15 protein-coding genes are annotated in these 15,256 nt (G+C 52.8%); 9 read left to right on the top strand and 6 right to left on the bottom strand.

The window, feature by feature from the left end; all coding sequences use genetic code 11:
* Positions 1-44: 44 nt before the first annotated feature.
* Positions 45-1,103 carry a S66 peptidase family protein gene (locus AJE_RS05460; RefSeq protein ID WP_237709312.1) on the bottom strand — a complete coding sequence of 353 codons (1,059 nt, stop codon included), beginning with the start codon at positions 1,101-1,103 and terminating at the stop codon, positions 45-47.
* 151 nt (positions 1,104-1,254) lie between these two features.
* The gene (gene srmB / locus AJE_RS05455) at positions 1,255-2,475 is read right to left on the bottom strand and encodes an ATP-dependent RNA helicase SrmB (protein ID WP_008950012.1); all 1,221 of its coding nucleotides are present in this window, start codon (positions 2,473-2,475) and stop codon (positions 1,255-1,257) included.
* 68 nt (positions 2,476-2,543) lie between these two features.
* Here srmB and AJE_RS05450 point away from each other — a divergent pair, with 68 nt between their 5' ends.
* Entirely contained in the window at positions 2,544-3,269 is a 726-nt protein-coding gene (locus tag AJE_RS05450) for a tRNA1(Val) (adenine(37)-N6)-methyltransferase (RefSeq protein ID WP_008950011.1), read from the top strand.
* Positions 3,270-3,286: 17 nt separating this feature from the next.
* On the opposite strand, the gene AJE_RS05445 is transcribed toward AJE_RS05450, so the two are convergent.
* Together AJE_RS05445 and fldB are read right to left on the bottom strand one after the other, a co-directional pair.
* Positions 3,287-4,351, bottom strand: a complete 1,065-nt coding sequence (locus AJE_RS05445) for an alpha/beta hydrolase family protein (protein ID WP_008950010.1) — start codon at positions 4,349-4,351, stop codon at positions 3,287-3,289.
* Positions 4,352-4,443: 92 nt separating this feature from the next.
* Positions 4,444-4,956, bottom strand: a complete 513-nt coding sequence (fldB, locus tag AJE_RS05440) for a flavodoxin FldB (RefSeq protein ID WP_008950009.1) — start codon at positions 4,954-4,956, stop codon at positions 4,444-4,446.
* A 181-nt stretch (positions 4,957-5,137) separates the two neighbouring features.
* Here fldB and xerD point away from each other — a divergent pair, with 181 nt between their 5' ends.
* The 8 genes from xerD to yghX all read left to right on the top strand — a co-directional run bounded on the left by xerD (position 5,138) and on the right by yghX (position 13,885).
* Positions 5,138-6,049 carry a site-specific tyrosine recombinase XerD gene (gene xerD / locus AJE_RS05435; RefSeq protein WP_008950008.1) on the top strand — a complete coding sequence of 304 codons (912 nt, stop codon included), beginning with the start codon at positions 5,138-5,140 and terminating at the stop codon, positions 6,047-6,049.
* A gap of 16 nt (positions 6,050-6,065) precedes the next feature.
* Positions 6,066-6,800, top strand: a complete 735-nt coding sequence (dsbC, locus tag AJE_RS05430; RefSeq protein ID WP_008950007.1) for a bifunctional protein-disulfide isomerase/oxidoreductase DsbC — start codon at positions 6,066-6,068, stop codon at positions 6,798-6,800.
* Between the two features lie 3 nt (positions 6,801-6,803).
* A complete protein-coding gene (gene recJ, locus AJE_RS05425; RefSeq protein WP_008950006.1) occupies positions 6,804-8,537 on the top strand; it encodes a single-stranded-DNA-specific exonuclease RecJ in 1,734 nt (577 codons plus the stop codon).
* Between the two features lie 113 nt (positions 8,538-8,650).
* Positions 8,651-9,749 (top strand): peptide chain release factor 2 gene (gene prfB / locus AJE_RS05420; RefSeq protein ID WP_162097744.1). Its coding sequence is split into 2 segments (ribosomal slippage): positions 8,651-8,725 and positions 8,727-9,749, totalling 1,098 coding nucleotides; the frame shifts between segments, so codons are not numbered across the junction.
* Between the two features lie 27 nt (positions 9,750-9,776).
* Positions 9,777-11,297, top strand: coding sequence for a lysine--tRNA ligase (gene lysS, locus AJE_RS05415; protein WP_008608940.1), 1,521 nt, complete (start codon positions 9,777-9,779; stop codon positions 11,295-11,297).
* A 176-nt stretch (positions 11,298-11,473) separates the two neighbouring features.
* Complete coding sequence (locus AJE_RS05410) at positions 11,474-11,857, top strand: PA2779 family protein (protein ID WP_008950004.1); 384 nt, start codon at positions 11,474-11,476, stop codon at positions 11,855-11,857.
* Positions 11,857-12,834 (top strand): PA2778 family cysteine peptidase, encoded by a 978-nt coding sequence (locus AJE_RS05405; protein WP_008950003.1) that lies wholly within the window; start codon positions 11,857-11,859, stop codon positions 12,832-12,834. Before AJE_RS05410 ends, AJE_RS05405 begins: the two co-directional genes overlap by 1 nt.
* Before the next feature lie 160 nt (positions 12,835-12,994).
* Positions 12,995-13,885 (top strand): YghX family hydrolase, encoded by an 891-nt coding sequence (yghX, locus tag AJE_RS05400; protein ID WP_008950002.1) that lies wholly within the window; start codon positions 12,995-12,997, stop codon positions 13,883-13,885.
* Positions 13,886-13,971: 86 nt separating this feature from the next.
* Here yghX and AJE_RS05395 read toward each other — a convergent pair whose 3' ends face one another.
* Both AJE_RS05395 and AJE_RS05390 read right to left on the bottom strand, forming a co-directional pair.
* A complete protein-coding gene (locus AJE_RS05395) occupies positions 13,972-14,607 on the bottom strand; it encodes an NAD(P)H-dependent oxidoreductase (protein ID WP_008608933.1) in 636 nt (211 codons plus the stop codon).
* 158 nt (positions 14,608-14,765) lie between these two features.
* Complete coding sequence (locus tag AJE_RS05390) at positions 14,766-15,230, bottom strand: CreA family protein (RefSeq protein WP_008950001.1); 465 nt, start codon at positions 15,228-15,230, stop codon at positions 14,766-14,768.
* Positions 15,231-15,256: the final 26 nt, after the last annotated feature.

Below are 15,256 nucleotides of genomic sequence, written 5' to 3'. Positions count from 1 at the left end.
GGTTTTTGCTAAGCTTTTTATCAGGCAGGTAAGGCTAATATGGGCTAATTTTGAAACACCGGCTCCAGCAGGCGGAAGGTGCCGGCGTCGGCATCCATTTCTGCCATAGCGCCAACCGGCACAATAAACTGCTTTGGAATATGGCCAATCATGGCGCCGCGGTAAGCCGGAATACCGAGCGGTTTAATAAAGTCAGCAAAGATTTCATCTAAGGTTAAACTGCCCCAGCCATTGCCTGGAGTACAGCGGTTACAGTCGCCAAAAATAAAGCCTTTAATTTTATCCAGCGCGCCCATTAGCTTTAAAGTGCTCATCATGCGGTCGATACGGTATGGCTGCTCTTCAATATCTTCGAGGAATAAAATCTTATCCTGAAAATCCGGCAGATAAGGTGTGCCAGCCAGTGCCGTTAATACCGTCAGATTGCCGCCGATCAGCTGGCCCTGTGCTTTGCCGCCGCTAATAACCCGGGTACGGTTTTCGCGCTGCACCAGCTCGCCTTTTAGATCCTGCTCGTTCTGGTATTGCATCAGCTCTTGGTTAAAGAACAGCCGCTCAAACTGATCGACATTAAAGGCATTCCAGCTGCCAATGCCATTCGGGCCATGAAAACTGACCAGGCCGCACTGTGCCAGCAAGGCATTATGCAGGGCGGTGATATCGGAATAACCGAGCAATGGCTTAGGATTACGACGGATCATCTGATAATCCAGCAGCGGTAAAATGCGGGCTGCGCCAGAGCCACCCCGGGCACAGATCACGGCTTTAACCTCCGGATCGGCAAACATCGCGTTCAGATCCGCGGCGCGATCTTCATCTCTGCCGGCTAAATGGCCACGGCGTTCGTTATAAAAGCGGCCGCTTTTTACGTTAAAACCCAGGGCTTGCAGGGTTTCGCGCGCGATCACCAGATCTTCAAGATCCGCGACGGCAGCCGATGAGGCGATTAAGCCCACAGTATCGCCCCTGCGCAGCGGTTTTGGCAGAATGCGGCCAGTAGCTTGCGGCCTGGCTGTGGCTGCGCCAGCCGGTACAGCGCAGGCGGTAAGCGGAAGCAGGCTTAAGGCCAGCGCACTGTGTTTTAGAAATTGTCGTTTGTCCATCAGCGGCACCATGCTTATCAGTAATAATTTATTCCTATTGGTAGCATAACTTTGGAATAAATGCAGCAGCTATGGCGGAAAATCAGGCGTTTTTTCGAAGGGCAGCCCGGCGCAGAGCGCGGCCGGGCTGCATAATGGCAAGTGACAAAGCTTACTTTTTGGCTTTCGGTGCAAGCTTTTTCGCGGCAACCCGGCCCGGTTTTTTCTTTTTCTTGGTGACCTTGGCTTCTTTATGTTTTGGTCGTAGCTCGTCGATAACCCGGCGCTTTAACGGCTGCTCGGTATAACGCTCAACCTTGCCAACCACGGCCATATCATGGGCTTCGACCAGCGAAATCGCGGTGCCTTTTTTACCGGCGCGGCCGGTGCGGCCAATGCGGTGCACATACACATCGGCGCTACGCGGCATATCATAGTTAATCACATGGCTGATATCGTCGATATCCAGCCCACGAGCGGCCACGTCGGTAGCTACCAAAATCCGTACCTGATTATTGGTAAAGCGTGCCAGCGCCTGCAAGCGTTTATCCTGCGGCATTTCGCCCTGTAGCCAGCAGCATTTAATACCGGCGGTTTCCAGCTGACCAGTTAGCGTTGCCAGGCGCTCGCGGGTTTTGACAAACACTATGGCTTTATTCACGTCGGGCTGCTTCAGAATATGGGTGAGCAGCGCCAGCTTATGGTTGGCATCATCGGCCAGATGGCACCATTGCAAAATTTTGGCTTTTTCTTTGCGCGATGGGTTGGCTTCGACATGCTCCGGCTCTTTGAGTGCCTTCTCGGCAAAGCGCTCTAACGAAGCGCCTTCCAGGGTGGCAGAGAACAGGAACGTTTGGCGGCGACGGCGCGCTTCCAGCACAATACGGTTCATCTCACCGATAAAGCCCATATCCAGCATACGGTCTGCTTCATCGAGGATCAGCAGTTCGACTTCATCGGCCTGAAAGCTCTCGGCATCCAGATATTCAATTAAGCGGCCCGGGGTGGCAACCAGAATATCGTTGTTCTTTTCCAGCGTATCTTTATGGCTACCGTAATTGATACCGCCGGTGATCAAACCGACATTGAGCGTGGTGAACTGGCTGAATTGTTTAAAGGTATCGTAAACCTGATACGCCAGCTCGCGGGTTGGTGTCATTACCAGAACCCGGGCGAAGCCCGGATCGCGGCGCGGGAAATCCAGCAGATACTGAATCGCCGGTAACACAAAGGCCAGGGTTTTGCCGGTACCGGTGGGGGCACTGGCTAACAGATCACGGCCTTCCAGCGCCGGCGGGATCGCCAGTTGCTGTATTTGGGTAGGCTGATCAAAACCGGCACTTTCCAGCGCCTGATTTAAGGCGTCATCCAGTTGGAACTCGGCAAAACTCATGTTATTTCCTTAAGCTGTTATATTGTGACATTAGCGGCTGGCGCGTTACACTCCGCGCCGGAGGGCTTATGTCAGCAGGTTTTCAGTGTAAACAATTTTATATCGGCCATCAGCACTGTGCGATGAAAGTCGGCACCGATGCGCTGTTATTGGGCGCCTGGGCGGCTTTGCCCACCGCGTTACAGGCGACACCCGCCATGCTGGATATTGGCTGTGGCAGTGGCATTTTAAGTTTAATGCTGGCACAGCGCACCGGGGGCCAAATTCCGATCACGGCAGTGGAGCTGGATACCCATGCCGCTGCCCAGGCTGCCGCTAATGTGGCATTAAGCCCCTGGCCTGACGCTATTCGCGTGATAAAGGGCGATATTCTAACCTATAGCACCGCCGAGCGTTACGCTTTAATTATTTCTAACCCGCCTTTTTTTCAGCATGCGCTGCCAAGTCAGGATGCCACGCGGCAACATGCCAGGCATACCGATAGCTTGCCCTTTGCGGCCTTACTCGATAAAGCCGCCAGTTTATTAGCACCGGCAGGTGAGTTTAGTTTGGTGTTGCCGGCCGCCAGTCAGGCGGCTTTTACCGCAGCGGCGACCGCGCGCGGTTGGCAGTGTTTGCGGCTTTGTCAGGTGCAAACCACGGCTGGCAAGCCGGTGAGTCGTTATCTGCAAAGCTGGATCAGGTCAACCACAGCGACCTTCTCAGAGCCGGCAAGCTTACTGATCCAGGATGGCGCTGGCGTTTACTCAGCGCAATATCGTGATTTGCTGCGGGATTTTTATCTCAAGTTTTAACACAGGCCTAGGTGGTATCAATTTGCCTTTACCAGCAGATCCGTATGCACAAAGTTGGCAAGCACGGCCTGATGTTGTTGTTGCCATAACCGGATAGCCTGGTCATCACCGGTAATCAGGCGTTCGATAAAGGCGCTGGATAACGCCTGGGTTGCAGCCTTGATCACCTGTTGCTGTGCGGTACTATCCGAGTTGCGGCGCCAACCGGAGAAAATATTGTGGCTACCGGCACTGAACACCGCCAGCACTTTATAGTTACTGGCCATGGCATTGAACAAGTCGAAGCGGTCTTGCGGTGACGAGTAGAAACCCGGCACCCGAATTTCGTCTTCCGTGGTGGTGATATGTAAGGTCGGGATCCTAACTTCCGCCAGTATGCTGTCTAGCGGTTGGTCGTTATAAAACGGCGGCGCGGAAATCAAAATGGCGGCTTTAATGCGCTCATCTCTTAAACTTACCAGCACACCGTCCTGTTCGACCTGAGCGCCGCTTAATAACATCGAAGTATTGGCACCATAAGAATGGCCGGCCATCACAATCTGCTGTGCATCAAAAGCCAAGGCATACTCCGAGGCTAACAGCTGATCCAACGCAAATTTCACATCCTGCACCCGGGCCAGCGCTTCACTGGCAGCGGCCGCGTCTTTTAAACGAAACGGCAAGGTTAGCCGGCTACCACGCCAGACTTTGCGGTCACTACCGTCATGTTGCAAATGCAGGCTGGCATAACCCTGGCTGGCCCAATACTGGCCAAGATAAGCGTAGCGTTCTTTCGAGCCCCCTAAGCCATGGGAAAAAATAATCAGTGCTTGGGCAGATTGCTGTGTTGTGGGTTTAAATAGCAGCGCCGGTACTATCCGCTCCCGACTTTGATCCAACCAGTCGAAATTTACCACCTCAACCTGTTGTGACAGCTGCTTTACAACATCAGCTGACGCTTTAACCGATGGCAAACTTAGTTGCTGCTGCCAAACACTGTCGTCTGGCACAGGTGGTTTTTTTGCGCATCCGGCTAAAGACAGCAGCAAGGTAAAGGCAATGGCGGCAACGCTTGCCGCTTTGAAAAGGCTAACAGCTTGCATTAAAGGTCCTCGTTACGACATCTTTGTCTGCTCTTGCTAGCTTATATGTCCGCGCGCGGGTTTGGGTTTAGTCTGCGCTCAATAAAGCCGCTTTATGCAGCGCACTCCAGCAAAATTTGCTCTACCCACTGCGCCAGCCGCGCATCGGTTTGCTCGTATTGATTTTCATCATCCAGTGCCAGGCCATAAAACCACTCGCCATCCGGTGTGACGGCTTTTGAGGCGATAAAGTCATAGCCCTGATTTGGCCAAAAGCCAACCCGTTTTACCTGCTGTTTGGCGATTTCATGATGCAGCATACCGAGCGCATCCTGAAACCATTCGGCATAGCCCAGCTGATCGCCCATGCCATACAGCGCGATGGTTTTACCGCTCAGATCCACCTGATTAATCTCGGGCCAGTGCGCTTCCCAGTCTTCCTGAATTTCGCCAAAGTCCCAGGTCGACAAGCCGAGGATCAGGATGTCATAGTCGGCCATCGCAGTTAACGGCGTATCTTTTAAGTTATGCAGCGCCACATATTCCGGGCCAATCAGCGCCTGAATTTTTTCTGCCACCATTTCGGTGTAACAGGTGGTTGAGCCGTAAAACAAGCCAATCTTCATCTGGCAGACCTTTTTATCGAGAGTGTTATGACATGCTAAAAACGGGCGCCAGTTTAGCATAATATGCGCCTTGCGCCCATCAGCAAGCAGGGGTAGCTGCCGCTCGCTGGCAGATCAGAACCCTTGTTCCCTAAGGGGGGCCTCCGTTACACTAGCGTCAATTAGTTAAGAAAGAAAACTCATGCCAACACCGCCGCTGTCCGCCGAAAATCTGCATCTGATCCAACAGTTTCAGGAACAACTGGAACTGGAGCAGGCCGCCAGCGTGCATACGCTAAGTGCTTATGGCACGGATCTGAAACATTTCGCCCGTTTTTGCCAGCAACAGGGACAACCGCATCTTACGGCAGTGAGCAGCGATCTGATTAACCGCTATCTGGCGAAACGCTATGACGAGGGTTTTAACCCGCGCAGCACTTCGCGGCTACTAAGCAGCCTGCGCCGTTTTTATCGTTATCTGGTGCAACAACAGCAGCTTGCGCAAGACCCAACCACTGAGCTGATTAACCCGAAAATTGGTAGCAGCTTACCGAAAACGCTGTCGGAGCAGGATGTTGAAGCCCTGCTGGCCGCGCCGGATATCAGTGAACTGATCCAGTTTCGCGATAAAGCCATGCTGGAGCTGTTATATGCCACTGGCATCCGGGTAACCGAGCTGGTGACACTATCGATGCAACAACTGTATTTGCAGCAGGGTATAGTGCGGGTGCTCGGCAAAGGGCGTAAAGAGCGCTTAGTGCCCATGGGCGAGGAGGCGCAGTACTGGCTTAGCCGCTATTTAAAAGAAGCACGGCCGGCGCTACAAAGTCAGCTGAGTGATGTGGTGTTTCCCAGTAGCCGGCAACAGCTGATGACACGGCAAACCTTCTGGCATCGGATTAAGTTTTATGCGAAAGTAGCCGGTATCCGGGCTACCTTGTCGCCCCATACGGTTCGGCATGCCTTTGCCACGCATTTGCTGAATCACGGTGCGGATTTACGGGTGGTGCAGATGTTGCTGGGGCACAGTGATCTCTCTACCACACAAATTTACACCCATGTCGCGCAGGCGCGCTTACAGCAATTGCATCAACAACATCATCCGCGCGGTTAGCGGAGTGGGAAGCATTATGAAAAAGTCAGTTAAAACCCTGTTATCGGTACTTTTTGCCGCCAGCCTGCCTTTCAGTGCGGTTAGCGCGAACGATAATATCAGTAAAACCCTGGCGGAAGTTGGGCTAAATGTGCAGGAAGTCAAAGCGTCGCCGATGCCCGGGGTTGCTCAGGTCCTGACCGATCAGGGGCTGTTTTTTATGTCAGAAGATGGCCGTTATCTGATTGCCGGTAATGTGCTGGATCTGCAGCAATGGCAAACGGTGCGTGGGCAGCGGGTACCGACTAACCTGAAAGATCAGCTGATGGCACCGCTAATCCAGCAAAAACTGCTGGAGCAAAAAGATCAGGTTATTGAATATAAGGCACCAAAAGAGAAGTATGTGGTGCATGTGTTTACCGATCCAAGCTGTGGCTATTGCCGCAAGCTACATCAGGAAATGAAAGACTACCATAATGCCGGTATTACCGTGCGCTACCTGGCCTATCCGCGGGCCGGTGTCGGCTCGGAAACCGGCTTGCAAATGCAGCATGTCTGGTGCGCGAAGAATAAAAACGCTGCCATGGATAATGCAAAAGCCGATAAGACTGTTGCCAAAGCCATGTGTCAGAACCCGGTGGCCAGCCAGTACGCGCTGGGTCAGTTCTTTGGCATTAATGGTACCCCGGCGATGATCCTGCCGGATGGCAATATTATCCCGGGCTATATGCCAGCCGCGGCCTTACTGCAACAGCTAAGTAGCGGAGGCTAAGCTTTGCAGCTAAAACAGATCAGCCGCCGGCCATTACCGGCGCAAGCTGAAAGTGTACTGGATCCGGCTTTGCACCCGGTATTACACCGTTTGTATCTGAGCCGTGGCGTTAGCTGTGCCAGTGAGTTACAACGTCAGGCTTCGGCGTTACTGCCTTTTACGCAACTAAAAGATATCGACCGCGCCAGCGCTCTGCTGGTGGAGGCGCTGACCAGCCAGCAACGTATTGTGATTGTTGGCGACTTCGATGCCGATGGCGCCACCAGCACTGCTGTGCTGATGAGTGGCTTAAAAGCCTTTGGCTTTAAGTATCTGGAATATCTGGTACCGAACCGCTTTGAATATGGCTATGGCTTAACGCCGGAGCTGGCCGAAATTGTCGTAGCGCAGGGCGCTGAGCTGATTATTACCGTTGATAATGGCATTTCCGCTATCGAAGGCGTAGCACTGGCAAAACGTGCCGGTGTCAAAGTACTGGTTACTGACCATCACTTGCCGGGCAATACGCTGCCGGATGCCGATGCCATCGTTAACCCGAATCAGCCCGGCTGTAACTTCCCAAGTAAGGCGCTGGCCGGTGTCGGTGTGGCGTTTTATTTATTACTGGCATTACGTGCCACCTTACGTGACCAGGGTTACTTTGCTACACAGGGGCTTACCGAGCCGAATGTGGCGGAATTGCTCGACCTGGTAGCGCTGGGTACCGTCGCCGATGTGGTGCCGCTGGATGCCAATAACCGTATTCTGGTACATCAGGGCTTAATGCGTATTCGCGCCGGTAAATGCCGGCCCGGTATTCAGGCGCTGATTGATGTCGCCAATCGTGATGCGGCCAAACTGACCGCCAGTGATTTTGGCTTTGCACTGGGACCGCGCTTAAATGCCGCTGGGCGGCTGGATGATATGTCGCTTGGCATCAGTTGTTTGCTGGCACCAAACTTAGGTTTAGCGCGCCAATATGCGGCCGAGCTGGATAACCTGAACGCTGAGCGGCGCAGTATCGAGCAAAGTATGCAGCAGGAAGCGCAGGCACTGCTGAGCCAGCTCTCCTTCGATGGCAGCAACTTACCGGAAACCTTATGTTTATACCGGCACGACTGGCATCAGGGCGTGATTGGTATTCTGGCCGGTCGCATTAAAGAGCAGTTTCACCGGCCGACCATTGCTTTTGCCGAGGGGGATAACGGCGAGTTAAAAGGCTCGGCGCGTTCAATTACTGGCTTACATATCCGTGATGTGCTGGAAGAGATGGCAACCCAGTATCCGGGGCTGATTAAAAAATTTGGCGGCCATGCGATGGCGGCCGGTTTAACGATTAGCGCAGATAAGCTTGATACCTTTGCGCTGGCATTTAACCTGACGGCAAAAAAATACCTGACAGCGGAGCAACTGACCGCCATGGTGTTAACCGACGGCGAGCTGGAGGCGGAGTGTTTTGAGCTCAGTTTTGCCCAGTTGCTGCAAAATGCCGGGCCCTGGGGCCAGGCCTTTCCGGAGCCGGTGTTTGATGGCGAGTTTCAGCTGCTAAGCCAGAAAATGCTGGCCGATCGGCATTTAAAAATGCTGCTTAAAGGCCCCGGCGGCAAGCTGGTTGATGCGATCTGGTTTAATGCCGATAACAAAGCCTGGCCCAATGTGAATATTCAGCGGGTACGGCTGGCCTATCAGCTGGATATTAACGAATATCGCGAACAACAAAGCCTGCAGCTGATCGTGCGGTATATGGAAGGCCTGTAAGCCCACTGCAACATGCCTCAGTTGAAGATTGCTGTTAAAAACTGCCCGTAGCGGCAGTTTTTTTGTTATAATCCGCGCCAATTTTTTTATCGTCCTACAGGTCGGTTTATCCCATGTTTGAAGTGAATCCGGTATATAACAGCATCAAAGATGTTACTGAACGCACCAATGTGCTTCGGGGGTATCTTTGACTACGATGGCAAAAAAGAACGCTTAGAAGAAGTCTCGCGCGAGTTAGAAGACGCCGCTATCTGGAATACTCCTGACAAAGCCCAGGCGCTTGGCAAAGAGCGCTCGGCGCTGGAGCAGGTGGTGGGTACTATCGACAAGCTGGACCAGGGCCTGGAAGATGTGCAGGGCTTGCTGGAACTGGCGGTCGAAGCTGAAGATGAAGCGACTTTTGAAGAAGCCAAAGCTGAGCTGGCCGATCTGGAGAAACAACTGGCGCTGTTGGAATTCCGCCGTATGTTCTCTGGCAAACATGATCAGAACGACTGCTATCTGGATATTCAGGCTGGCTCCGGTGGTACCGAAGCGCAGGACTGGGCCAGCATGCTGATGCGGATGTATCTGCGTTGGGGTGAAGATAAAGGCTTTAAGCCAGAGCTGTACGAAGTGACCGACGGTGACGTCGCGGGCATTAAAGGCTGTACCATCAAGTTTACCGGTGAATACGCCTACGGTTGGCTACGTACCGAAACCGGCGTACACCGCCTGGTGCGTAAGAGCCCGTTTGACTCCGGTAACCGCCGCCATACGTCTTTTGCCTCGGTATTTGTGTCGCCGGAAATCGATGACGATATCGAAATCGAAATTAACCCGGCAGACTTACGTATTGATACCTACCGCGCCTCGGGTGCCGGTGGTCAGCACGTTAACCGCACCGATTCAGCGGTACGGATCACCCACTTACCAACCAATATCGTAGTGCAGTGTCAGAATGACCGCTCGCAGCATAAAAACCGCGACAATGCCTATAAGCAATTGCGCGCCAAGCTGTACGAGTTTGAGCTGCAAAAGCAAAATGCCGAAAAGCAGGCGCTGGAAGACACCAAGTCGGATATCGGCTGGGGCAGCCAGATCCGCTCTTACGTACTGGACGACTCGCGCATTAAAGACTTGCGTACCGGGGTAGAAACCCGCAATACCCAGTCGGTGCTGGATGGCGATCTGGACAAATTTATCGAAGCCAGCTTAAAAGCCGGTTTGTAATTTTTTAACTCACTCAGGAATCAACAAATGTCTGAACAGCATAACCAACATGAAGAAATTCAGGATGTTAACAAACTGATTGCTGAGCGAAAACATAAGCTGGCGGCGATTCGCGAGCAGGGCATTGCCTTCCCGAATGATTTTCGCCGGGCGCATATCTCTGATGAAATTCATGCCAAGTACGATGCGTTAAGCAAAGAAGAGCTGGAAGCCAACAAGGTAGAAGTGAGCCTGGGCGGCCGGATGATGACCCGCCGTATTATGGGTAAAGCCAGCTTCTGTACGCTGCAGGATATGGGCGGCAAGTTTCAGGTGTATGTGGCGCGCGACAGCCTGCCGGAAGGCCTGTATAACGACCAGTTTAAAAAATGGGACCTGGGCGATATCCTTGGCGTAAAAGGTTATTTATTTAAAACCCAAACCGGTGAGCTGACGGTATGGGCGACGGAAATCCGCTTATTAACCAAAGCACTGCGCCCACTGCCAGACAAATTCCACGGTTTAACTGATAACGAAGCGCGTTACCGCCAGCGTTATCTGGATCTGATCTCGAACGAGCAATCACGTAAAACCTTTTTGGTGCGCAGCAAAACTGTGGCCTATATCCGCCGTTTCTTTAACGAGCATGGCTTTTTAGAAGTCGAAACGCCAATGCTGCAAGCCATTCCGGGCGGTGCCTCGGCACGGCCGTTTGAAACCCACCACAATGCGCTGGATATGCAAATGTTCCTGCGCATTGCGCCCGAGCTGTACTTAAAGCGGCTGGTGGTTGGCGGTTTTGAGAAGGTGTTTGAGTTAAACCGTAACTTCCGTAACGAAGGCGTGTCGACCCGGCATAACCCGGAATTCACTATGCTGGAATTCTACTGGGCCTATGCCGACTATAACGACTTAATGGATTTAACTGAAAAGTTATTCCGTGGCTTAGCGCTGGACGTACTGGGCAGCACTGAAGTGCCGTATCAGGGTGAGGTGTTTGACTTCGGTAAGCCGTTTGCGCGGATGTCGGTTACAGAATCGATTCTGCATTACAACCCGTCGATCACGAAAGAGCAGCTGGCAACCCGTGAGTCGGTGGCTGAGCTGGCAAAATCACTGGGGATTGAAGTGAAAGCCAACTATGGCCATGGTCGTATTTTAATGGAAGTGTTTGACGAGCTGGTGGAAACCAAGCTGCGGCATCCGACCTTTATTACCGAGTACCCGGCCGAGGTATCCCCGCTGGCGCGGCGTAACGACGATAACCCGGAGATCACCGACCGCTTTGAATTCTTTATCGGTGGCCGTGAACTGGGTAACGGCTTTAGCGAGCTGAACGATGCCGAAGATCAGGCCGAGCGCTTCCGCGAGCAGGTCGCGCAAAAAGATGCTGGCGATGATGAGGCCATGTTCTACGATGAAGACTTTGTTACCGCGCTGGAACACGGTTTACCACCAACAGCAGGTCAGGGTATTGGTATCGACCGCTTAGTGATGTTGCTGGCTGACGCCGCTTCAATCCGCGATGTGATCCTGTTCCCGCATATGCGTTTACATCACGATAAGTGATCTGTCAGCGCGCCGCGGCGCGCTAAGGTCTTCGGCAGCGACGCTGCCGAGGACCCTGTTCCTTCCTTGCAGCTTGGTTTTTATTGGTCTAATCTCAGTCAGTTAGGGTTCAGCAGCGCAGAACTATCTTAGTTGTTGCTGTTGCAGATTCTGTTATTAACTACAAGGATACCGAAATGCAAGCTAAGCTAATTACCGCAACTTTACTGGCCGCCAGCCTGACGTTTGGTTTGAGCCAGGCGTCTGCCGCTGTGGTCAGCTCTGAGCAGGTTATTGCCAAGCAGCAACACCATTATAATAAGCAGCAGGTACTGTCGTTCCTCGATACGGCCGAAGTGCAGCAAAAACTGGTACAGCTGGGTGTTAGCCAGCAAGACGCCGCCCAGCGTATTGCCAATATGACCGATGCGGAACTGGCTGCGCTGAATAGCCAGTTACATGAGATGCCGGCGGGCGGTGTTGTCGGTACTATCGTCACCGTGCTGGTGGTTGTGGCAGTGTTGGATCTGATGGGCCTGACCGACGTTTATCCCTTTATCCGTCCTATCCGTTCCAGGTAATGCCGGCGCAAATCGCAGCGGCCAGCCTAAAGGCTGGCCTCTTGCTATTACTACTGCTGTTATCAGGGTGTCAAAGCCCACCGCAAAGCCGGCAACTGCTGGCTGAGCCACCGGCCATCAGCCGTCAGGCTTTGCTTAGCACAGTACCCTTTTATCCACAGCAAGACTATTTTTGTGGCCCAACCACGCTCTCAGAAGTGGCTGCCTATTATGGGGTAGAGCACAGCGCCGATAGTATTGCCAGTCTCACCTTTACGCCAGGGCTGCAGGGCAGCCTGCAAATTGAAATGGCCGCTGCCAGCCGCCAACTGGGCTTTGTCGCTTATGAACAGCGCAGCAGTTTAAGCCAGTTACTGCAGCTAATTGACGAGAAAATCCCGGTAATTGTGCTGCAAAACAATGGTCTTAGCTGGTTGCCGCAATGGCACTACGCCGTTGTCATTGGCTATGATTTGGATCGGCGCGAGATGATTTTGCATAGCGGTCTCACCGCCGAATACCGGCTTCCGCTGGCTACCTTTGAGCGGACCTGGCAAAGAGCTAACTATTGGCTATTGGCAATGTTGCCGCCCGGGCGCACCAGCGCGCTGCTGGACCCCTTTCTTTATACCCGAGCCTGTCAGGACCTATTGCAAACCAGGCAAACTGAAGCTGGTGTTGCGGCGCTCATCAGCGCCACCGAACAGTGGCCGGATTACTGGCTACCGTATTTTCTACTGGGTAATCATTTTTTAGCACTAGCACTAGCACCGGCCGAGGCTGCGACCTGGTTTGCTCAGGGTCTGCCGCTGGCCAAACAGCAACCAGCCTATTTAAATAATTATGCTTTGGTATTGAGCGAGCTGGGCTGCAAAGCGCAGGCGCTGGAACTGATCAAAGCTGCGCGGCAGCTGGCGCCTGACGATGCCAATATTATAGATAGTGAGCAACAAATTACCGCTCAGGCGACAACAGCGAGCTGTAGTGTGACTCACTAGCTACCACATCATCGCGGTCAATTGCCATCAGCCGCCGGCTGCAGGCTACTGGTCGCAATAGGGTACAGCAGATTGAACCGGCAGCCACAGCACGGCGTTTATTGCGCAAATATTGCGCTATTATTGTGCATTAGCGAATAACGCATCCAGGGAGAGCACTATGCCACGTTTAACCGCCGCCGACTTTAGCCCGGAATTACTTGAGCTGTACGATTTTTATGTGCATGGCAAATTAAGCCGGCGTGATTTTTTAGAGCAGGCGGCTAAATTTGCCGTTGGCTCAATGACGGCGGTTGCGCTTCTGTCCGCGTTAAGCCCGAATTATGCGCTGGCGCAGCAGATCTCTTTTAACGACCCCGATATTATCGCCAGCTATATCCGTTATCCGTCACCCAATGGGCACGGTAAAGTGCGCGCCTACCTGGTGCGACCGGCCAAGCTGGAGCAGCCCGCGCCAGCCGTGCTGGTGGTACATGAAAACCGTGGCCTGAATCCTTATATCGAAGATGTGGCACGGCGGGTAGCCAAAGCCGGCTATGTGGCGCTGGCGCCGGATGGTTTAAGTTCGGTTGGTGGTTATCCGGGCAATGATGACGAGGGCAGGGCCTTGCAACGTCAGGTTGATCCACAAAAACTGTTAAACGATTTCTTCGCTGCGCTTGAATTTTTAATGGGCAGCGAGCTAACCACCGATAAAGTCGGCATCACCGGCTTTTGTTATGGTGGCGGTGTCTGTAATGCAGCGGCTATTGCTTATCCAGAGCTGGCCTGTGCAGTACCTTTTTATGGCCGGCAGGCAGATCCGGCCGCCGTAGCGCCAATCAAGGCGCCGTTGCAATATCACTTTGCGGAGAACGACCCCAGAGTCAACGAAACCTGGCCGGCGGTAGAAGCAGCACTAAAAGCCGCTAATAAAACCTTCGAAGCCCATTTCTATCCCGGCACTTACCACGGCTTTCATAATGATTCTACACCCCGTTACGATGAAGCCGCTGCCAAACTGGCATGGCAACGCACCCTGGATTGGTTTGCCCGCTATCTAAAAACCTAGCCCAGCATCGCGACCCCGGTATGCTCGCACTACGACTCCGGTATGCTAGCCGTACCGGAGTCGATCCTGCGATAGCGATAAATAAATTAACGGTAGGAAACAAACTCGTCTTTAGCGCGTCGCACCTTTTTCAGGTTAACCAGCCAGTCACCCTCGGCGGCGCGATAACCCAGCGGTAATAACAGCACCGATTTTAAACCTGAGGCTGCCAAGCCAAGGATCTGGTCCACTTTCTCCGGTTCAAAGCCTTCCATCGGTGTCGCATCGACTTGCTGCTCTGCCGCAGCAAGCAGCGCTGAACCCAGGCCAATATAGGCCTGACGGGCAGCATGCTCAAAATTTTGCTCTGCCGGACGCTGCGGATAGTACGCCAGCAGTTTCTGCCGGTAGGCTTCCCAGCCTTCGTTTTTAAAGCCACGCTGCTCGTTAACCAGATCAAACATCATATTGATCCGTTCAGCGGTATAGTTATCCCAGGCAGCAAACACCAACAAATGCGAGCAATCGGTTACCTGTGACTGATCCCAGGCCACCGCACGGATTTGCTGCTTGATTGCCGGATCCGTTATCACTAACACCTGATAGGGCTGTAACCCGCTGGAGCTGGCGCTAAGACGAATCGCTTCCAGGATAATCTCCAGTTTATCTGCCGGCACTTGCTCGGCCGCATTCATTTTCTTAGTGGCATAGCGCCAGTTTAATAACTCAACAATATTTGACATGGTATCTCCGTGATAGCTTACGCAGTTTGGCTGAAATTGGTACAGCAGCAATCGCTTTCAAGGTGAGCGTCAAAAGATTTTTGCCGCCACTATCAGCACAACTCCGCTACGCTTGCCGCACCGAAGTCGATCCTGCGAGAGTGACAGGAACACCGAGCTTAACGGGCAACACTCGGAGCGGTATAAGCCTCGGTCCCCCACAGTGGTACCGTTGACAGGCCATGCTTAAAGCTACCCGAGGTTTCCTTGGTTGAATAAGACAGATACATCAGGGTTTGATTCTGCACATCGTAGATGCGGCGGATTTTCATACTTTTAAAAAATACGCTTTTCGATTTAGTGAAAAGCACTTCCCCGTTTTTGCTTTTATCGATTTTAGCAATCATCTCTGCGGTAATAGGCCCGGTTTGCCGGCAAGAGATAGCGCTATCCGAAGGATCCGAAAAATCCAGATTGGCCTCAATACTGGATACATGGCAGGTTACGCCGCTGACGATAGGATCAGTAAAAGCATCCAGTTTGATATCTTTGGTAGTAAAGAGCCCCAACGACACATCTCCCACTTCATTTTTATTGCAGCCGGTAAGTGCCAGTAATAATAAAACGCAACCTAGTATCCGCATCCCAGACTCCTTAGTGTGCTTTGCTG

It is taken from the genome of Alishewanella jeotgali KCTC 22429 (assembly GCF_000245735.1).
Lineage (GTDB): Bacteria > Pseudomonadota > Gammaproteobacteria > Enterobacterales > Alteromonadaceae > Alishewanella > Alishewanella jeotgali.
Note: the sequence above shows the minus strand (reverse complement) of the source record. Positions and strands in the feature narration are given on the sequence as shown.

Excerpts from the sequence above, each read along its gene's own strand:
- AJE_RS05390 (WP_008950001.1), bottom strand. The coding sequence starts at position 15,230 with ATGCGGATACTAGGTTGCGTTTTATTATTACTGGCACTTACCGGCTGC.
- lysS (WP_008608940.1), top strand. The coding sequence starts at position 9,777 with ATGTCTGAACAGCATAACCAACATGAAGAAATTCAGGATGTTAACAAA.
- AJE_RS05460 (WP_237709312.1), bottom strand. The coding sequence starts at position 1,103 with ATGGACAAACGACAATTTCTAAAACACAGTGCGCTGGCCTTAAGCCTG.
- yghX (WP_008950002.1), top strand. The coding sequence starts at position 12,995 with ATGCCACGTTTAACCGCCGCCGACTTTAGCCCGGAATTACTTGAGCTG.
- AJE_RS05405 (WP_008950003.1), top strand. The coding sequence starts at position 11,857 with ATGCCGGCGCAAATCGCAGCGGCCAGCCTAAAGGCTGGCCTCTTGCTA.
- AJE_RS05395 (WP_008608933.1), bottom strand. The coding sequence starts at position 14,607 with ATGTCAAATATTGTTGAGTTATTAAACTGGCGCTATGCCACTAAGAAA.
- AJE_RS05445 (WP_008950010.1), bottom strand. The coding sequence starts at position 4,351 with ATGCAAGCTGTTAGCCTTTTCAAAGCGGCAAGCGTTGCCGCCATTGCC.
- AJE_RS05410 (WP_008950004.1), top strand. The coding sequence starts at position 11,474 with ATGCAAGCTAAGCTAATTACCGCAACTTTACTGGCCGCCAGCCTGACG.
- AJE_RS05450 (WP_008950011.1), top strand. The coding sequence starts at position 2,544 with ATGTCAGCAGGTTTTCAGTGTAAACAATTTTATATCGGCCATCAGCAC.
- fldB (WP_008950009.1), bottom strand. The coding sequence starts at position 4,956 with ATGAAGATTGGCTTGTTTTACGGCTCAACCACCTGTTACACCGAAATG.
- dsbC (WP_008950007.1), top strand. The coding sequence starts at position 6,066 with ATGAAAAAGTCAGTTAAAACCCTGTTATCGGTACTTTTTGCCGCCAGC.
- srmB (WP_008950012.1), bottom strand. The coding sequence starts at position 2,475 with ATGAGTTTTGCCGAGTTCCAACTGGATGACGCCTTAAATCAGGCGCTG.
- xerD (WP_008950008.1), top strand. The coding sequence starts at position 5,138 with ATGCCAACACCGCCGCTGTCCGCCGAAAATCTGCATCTGATCCAACAG.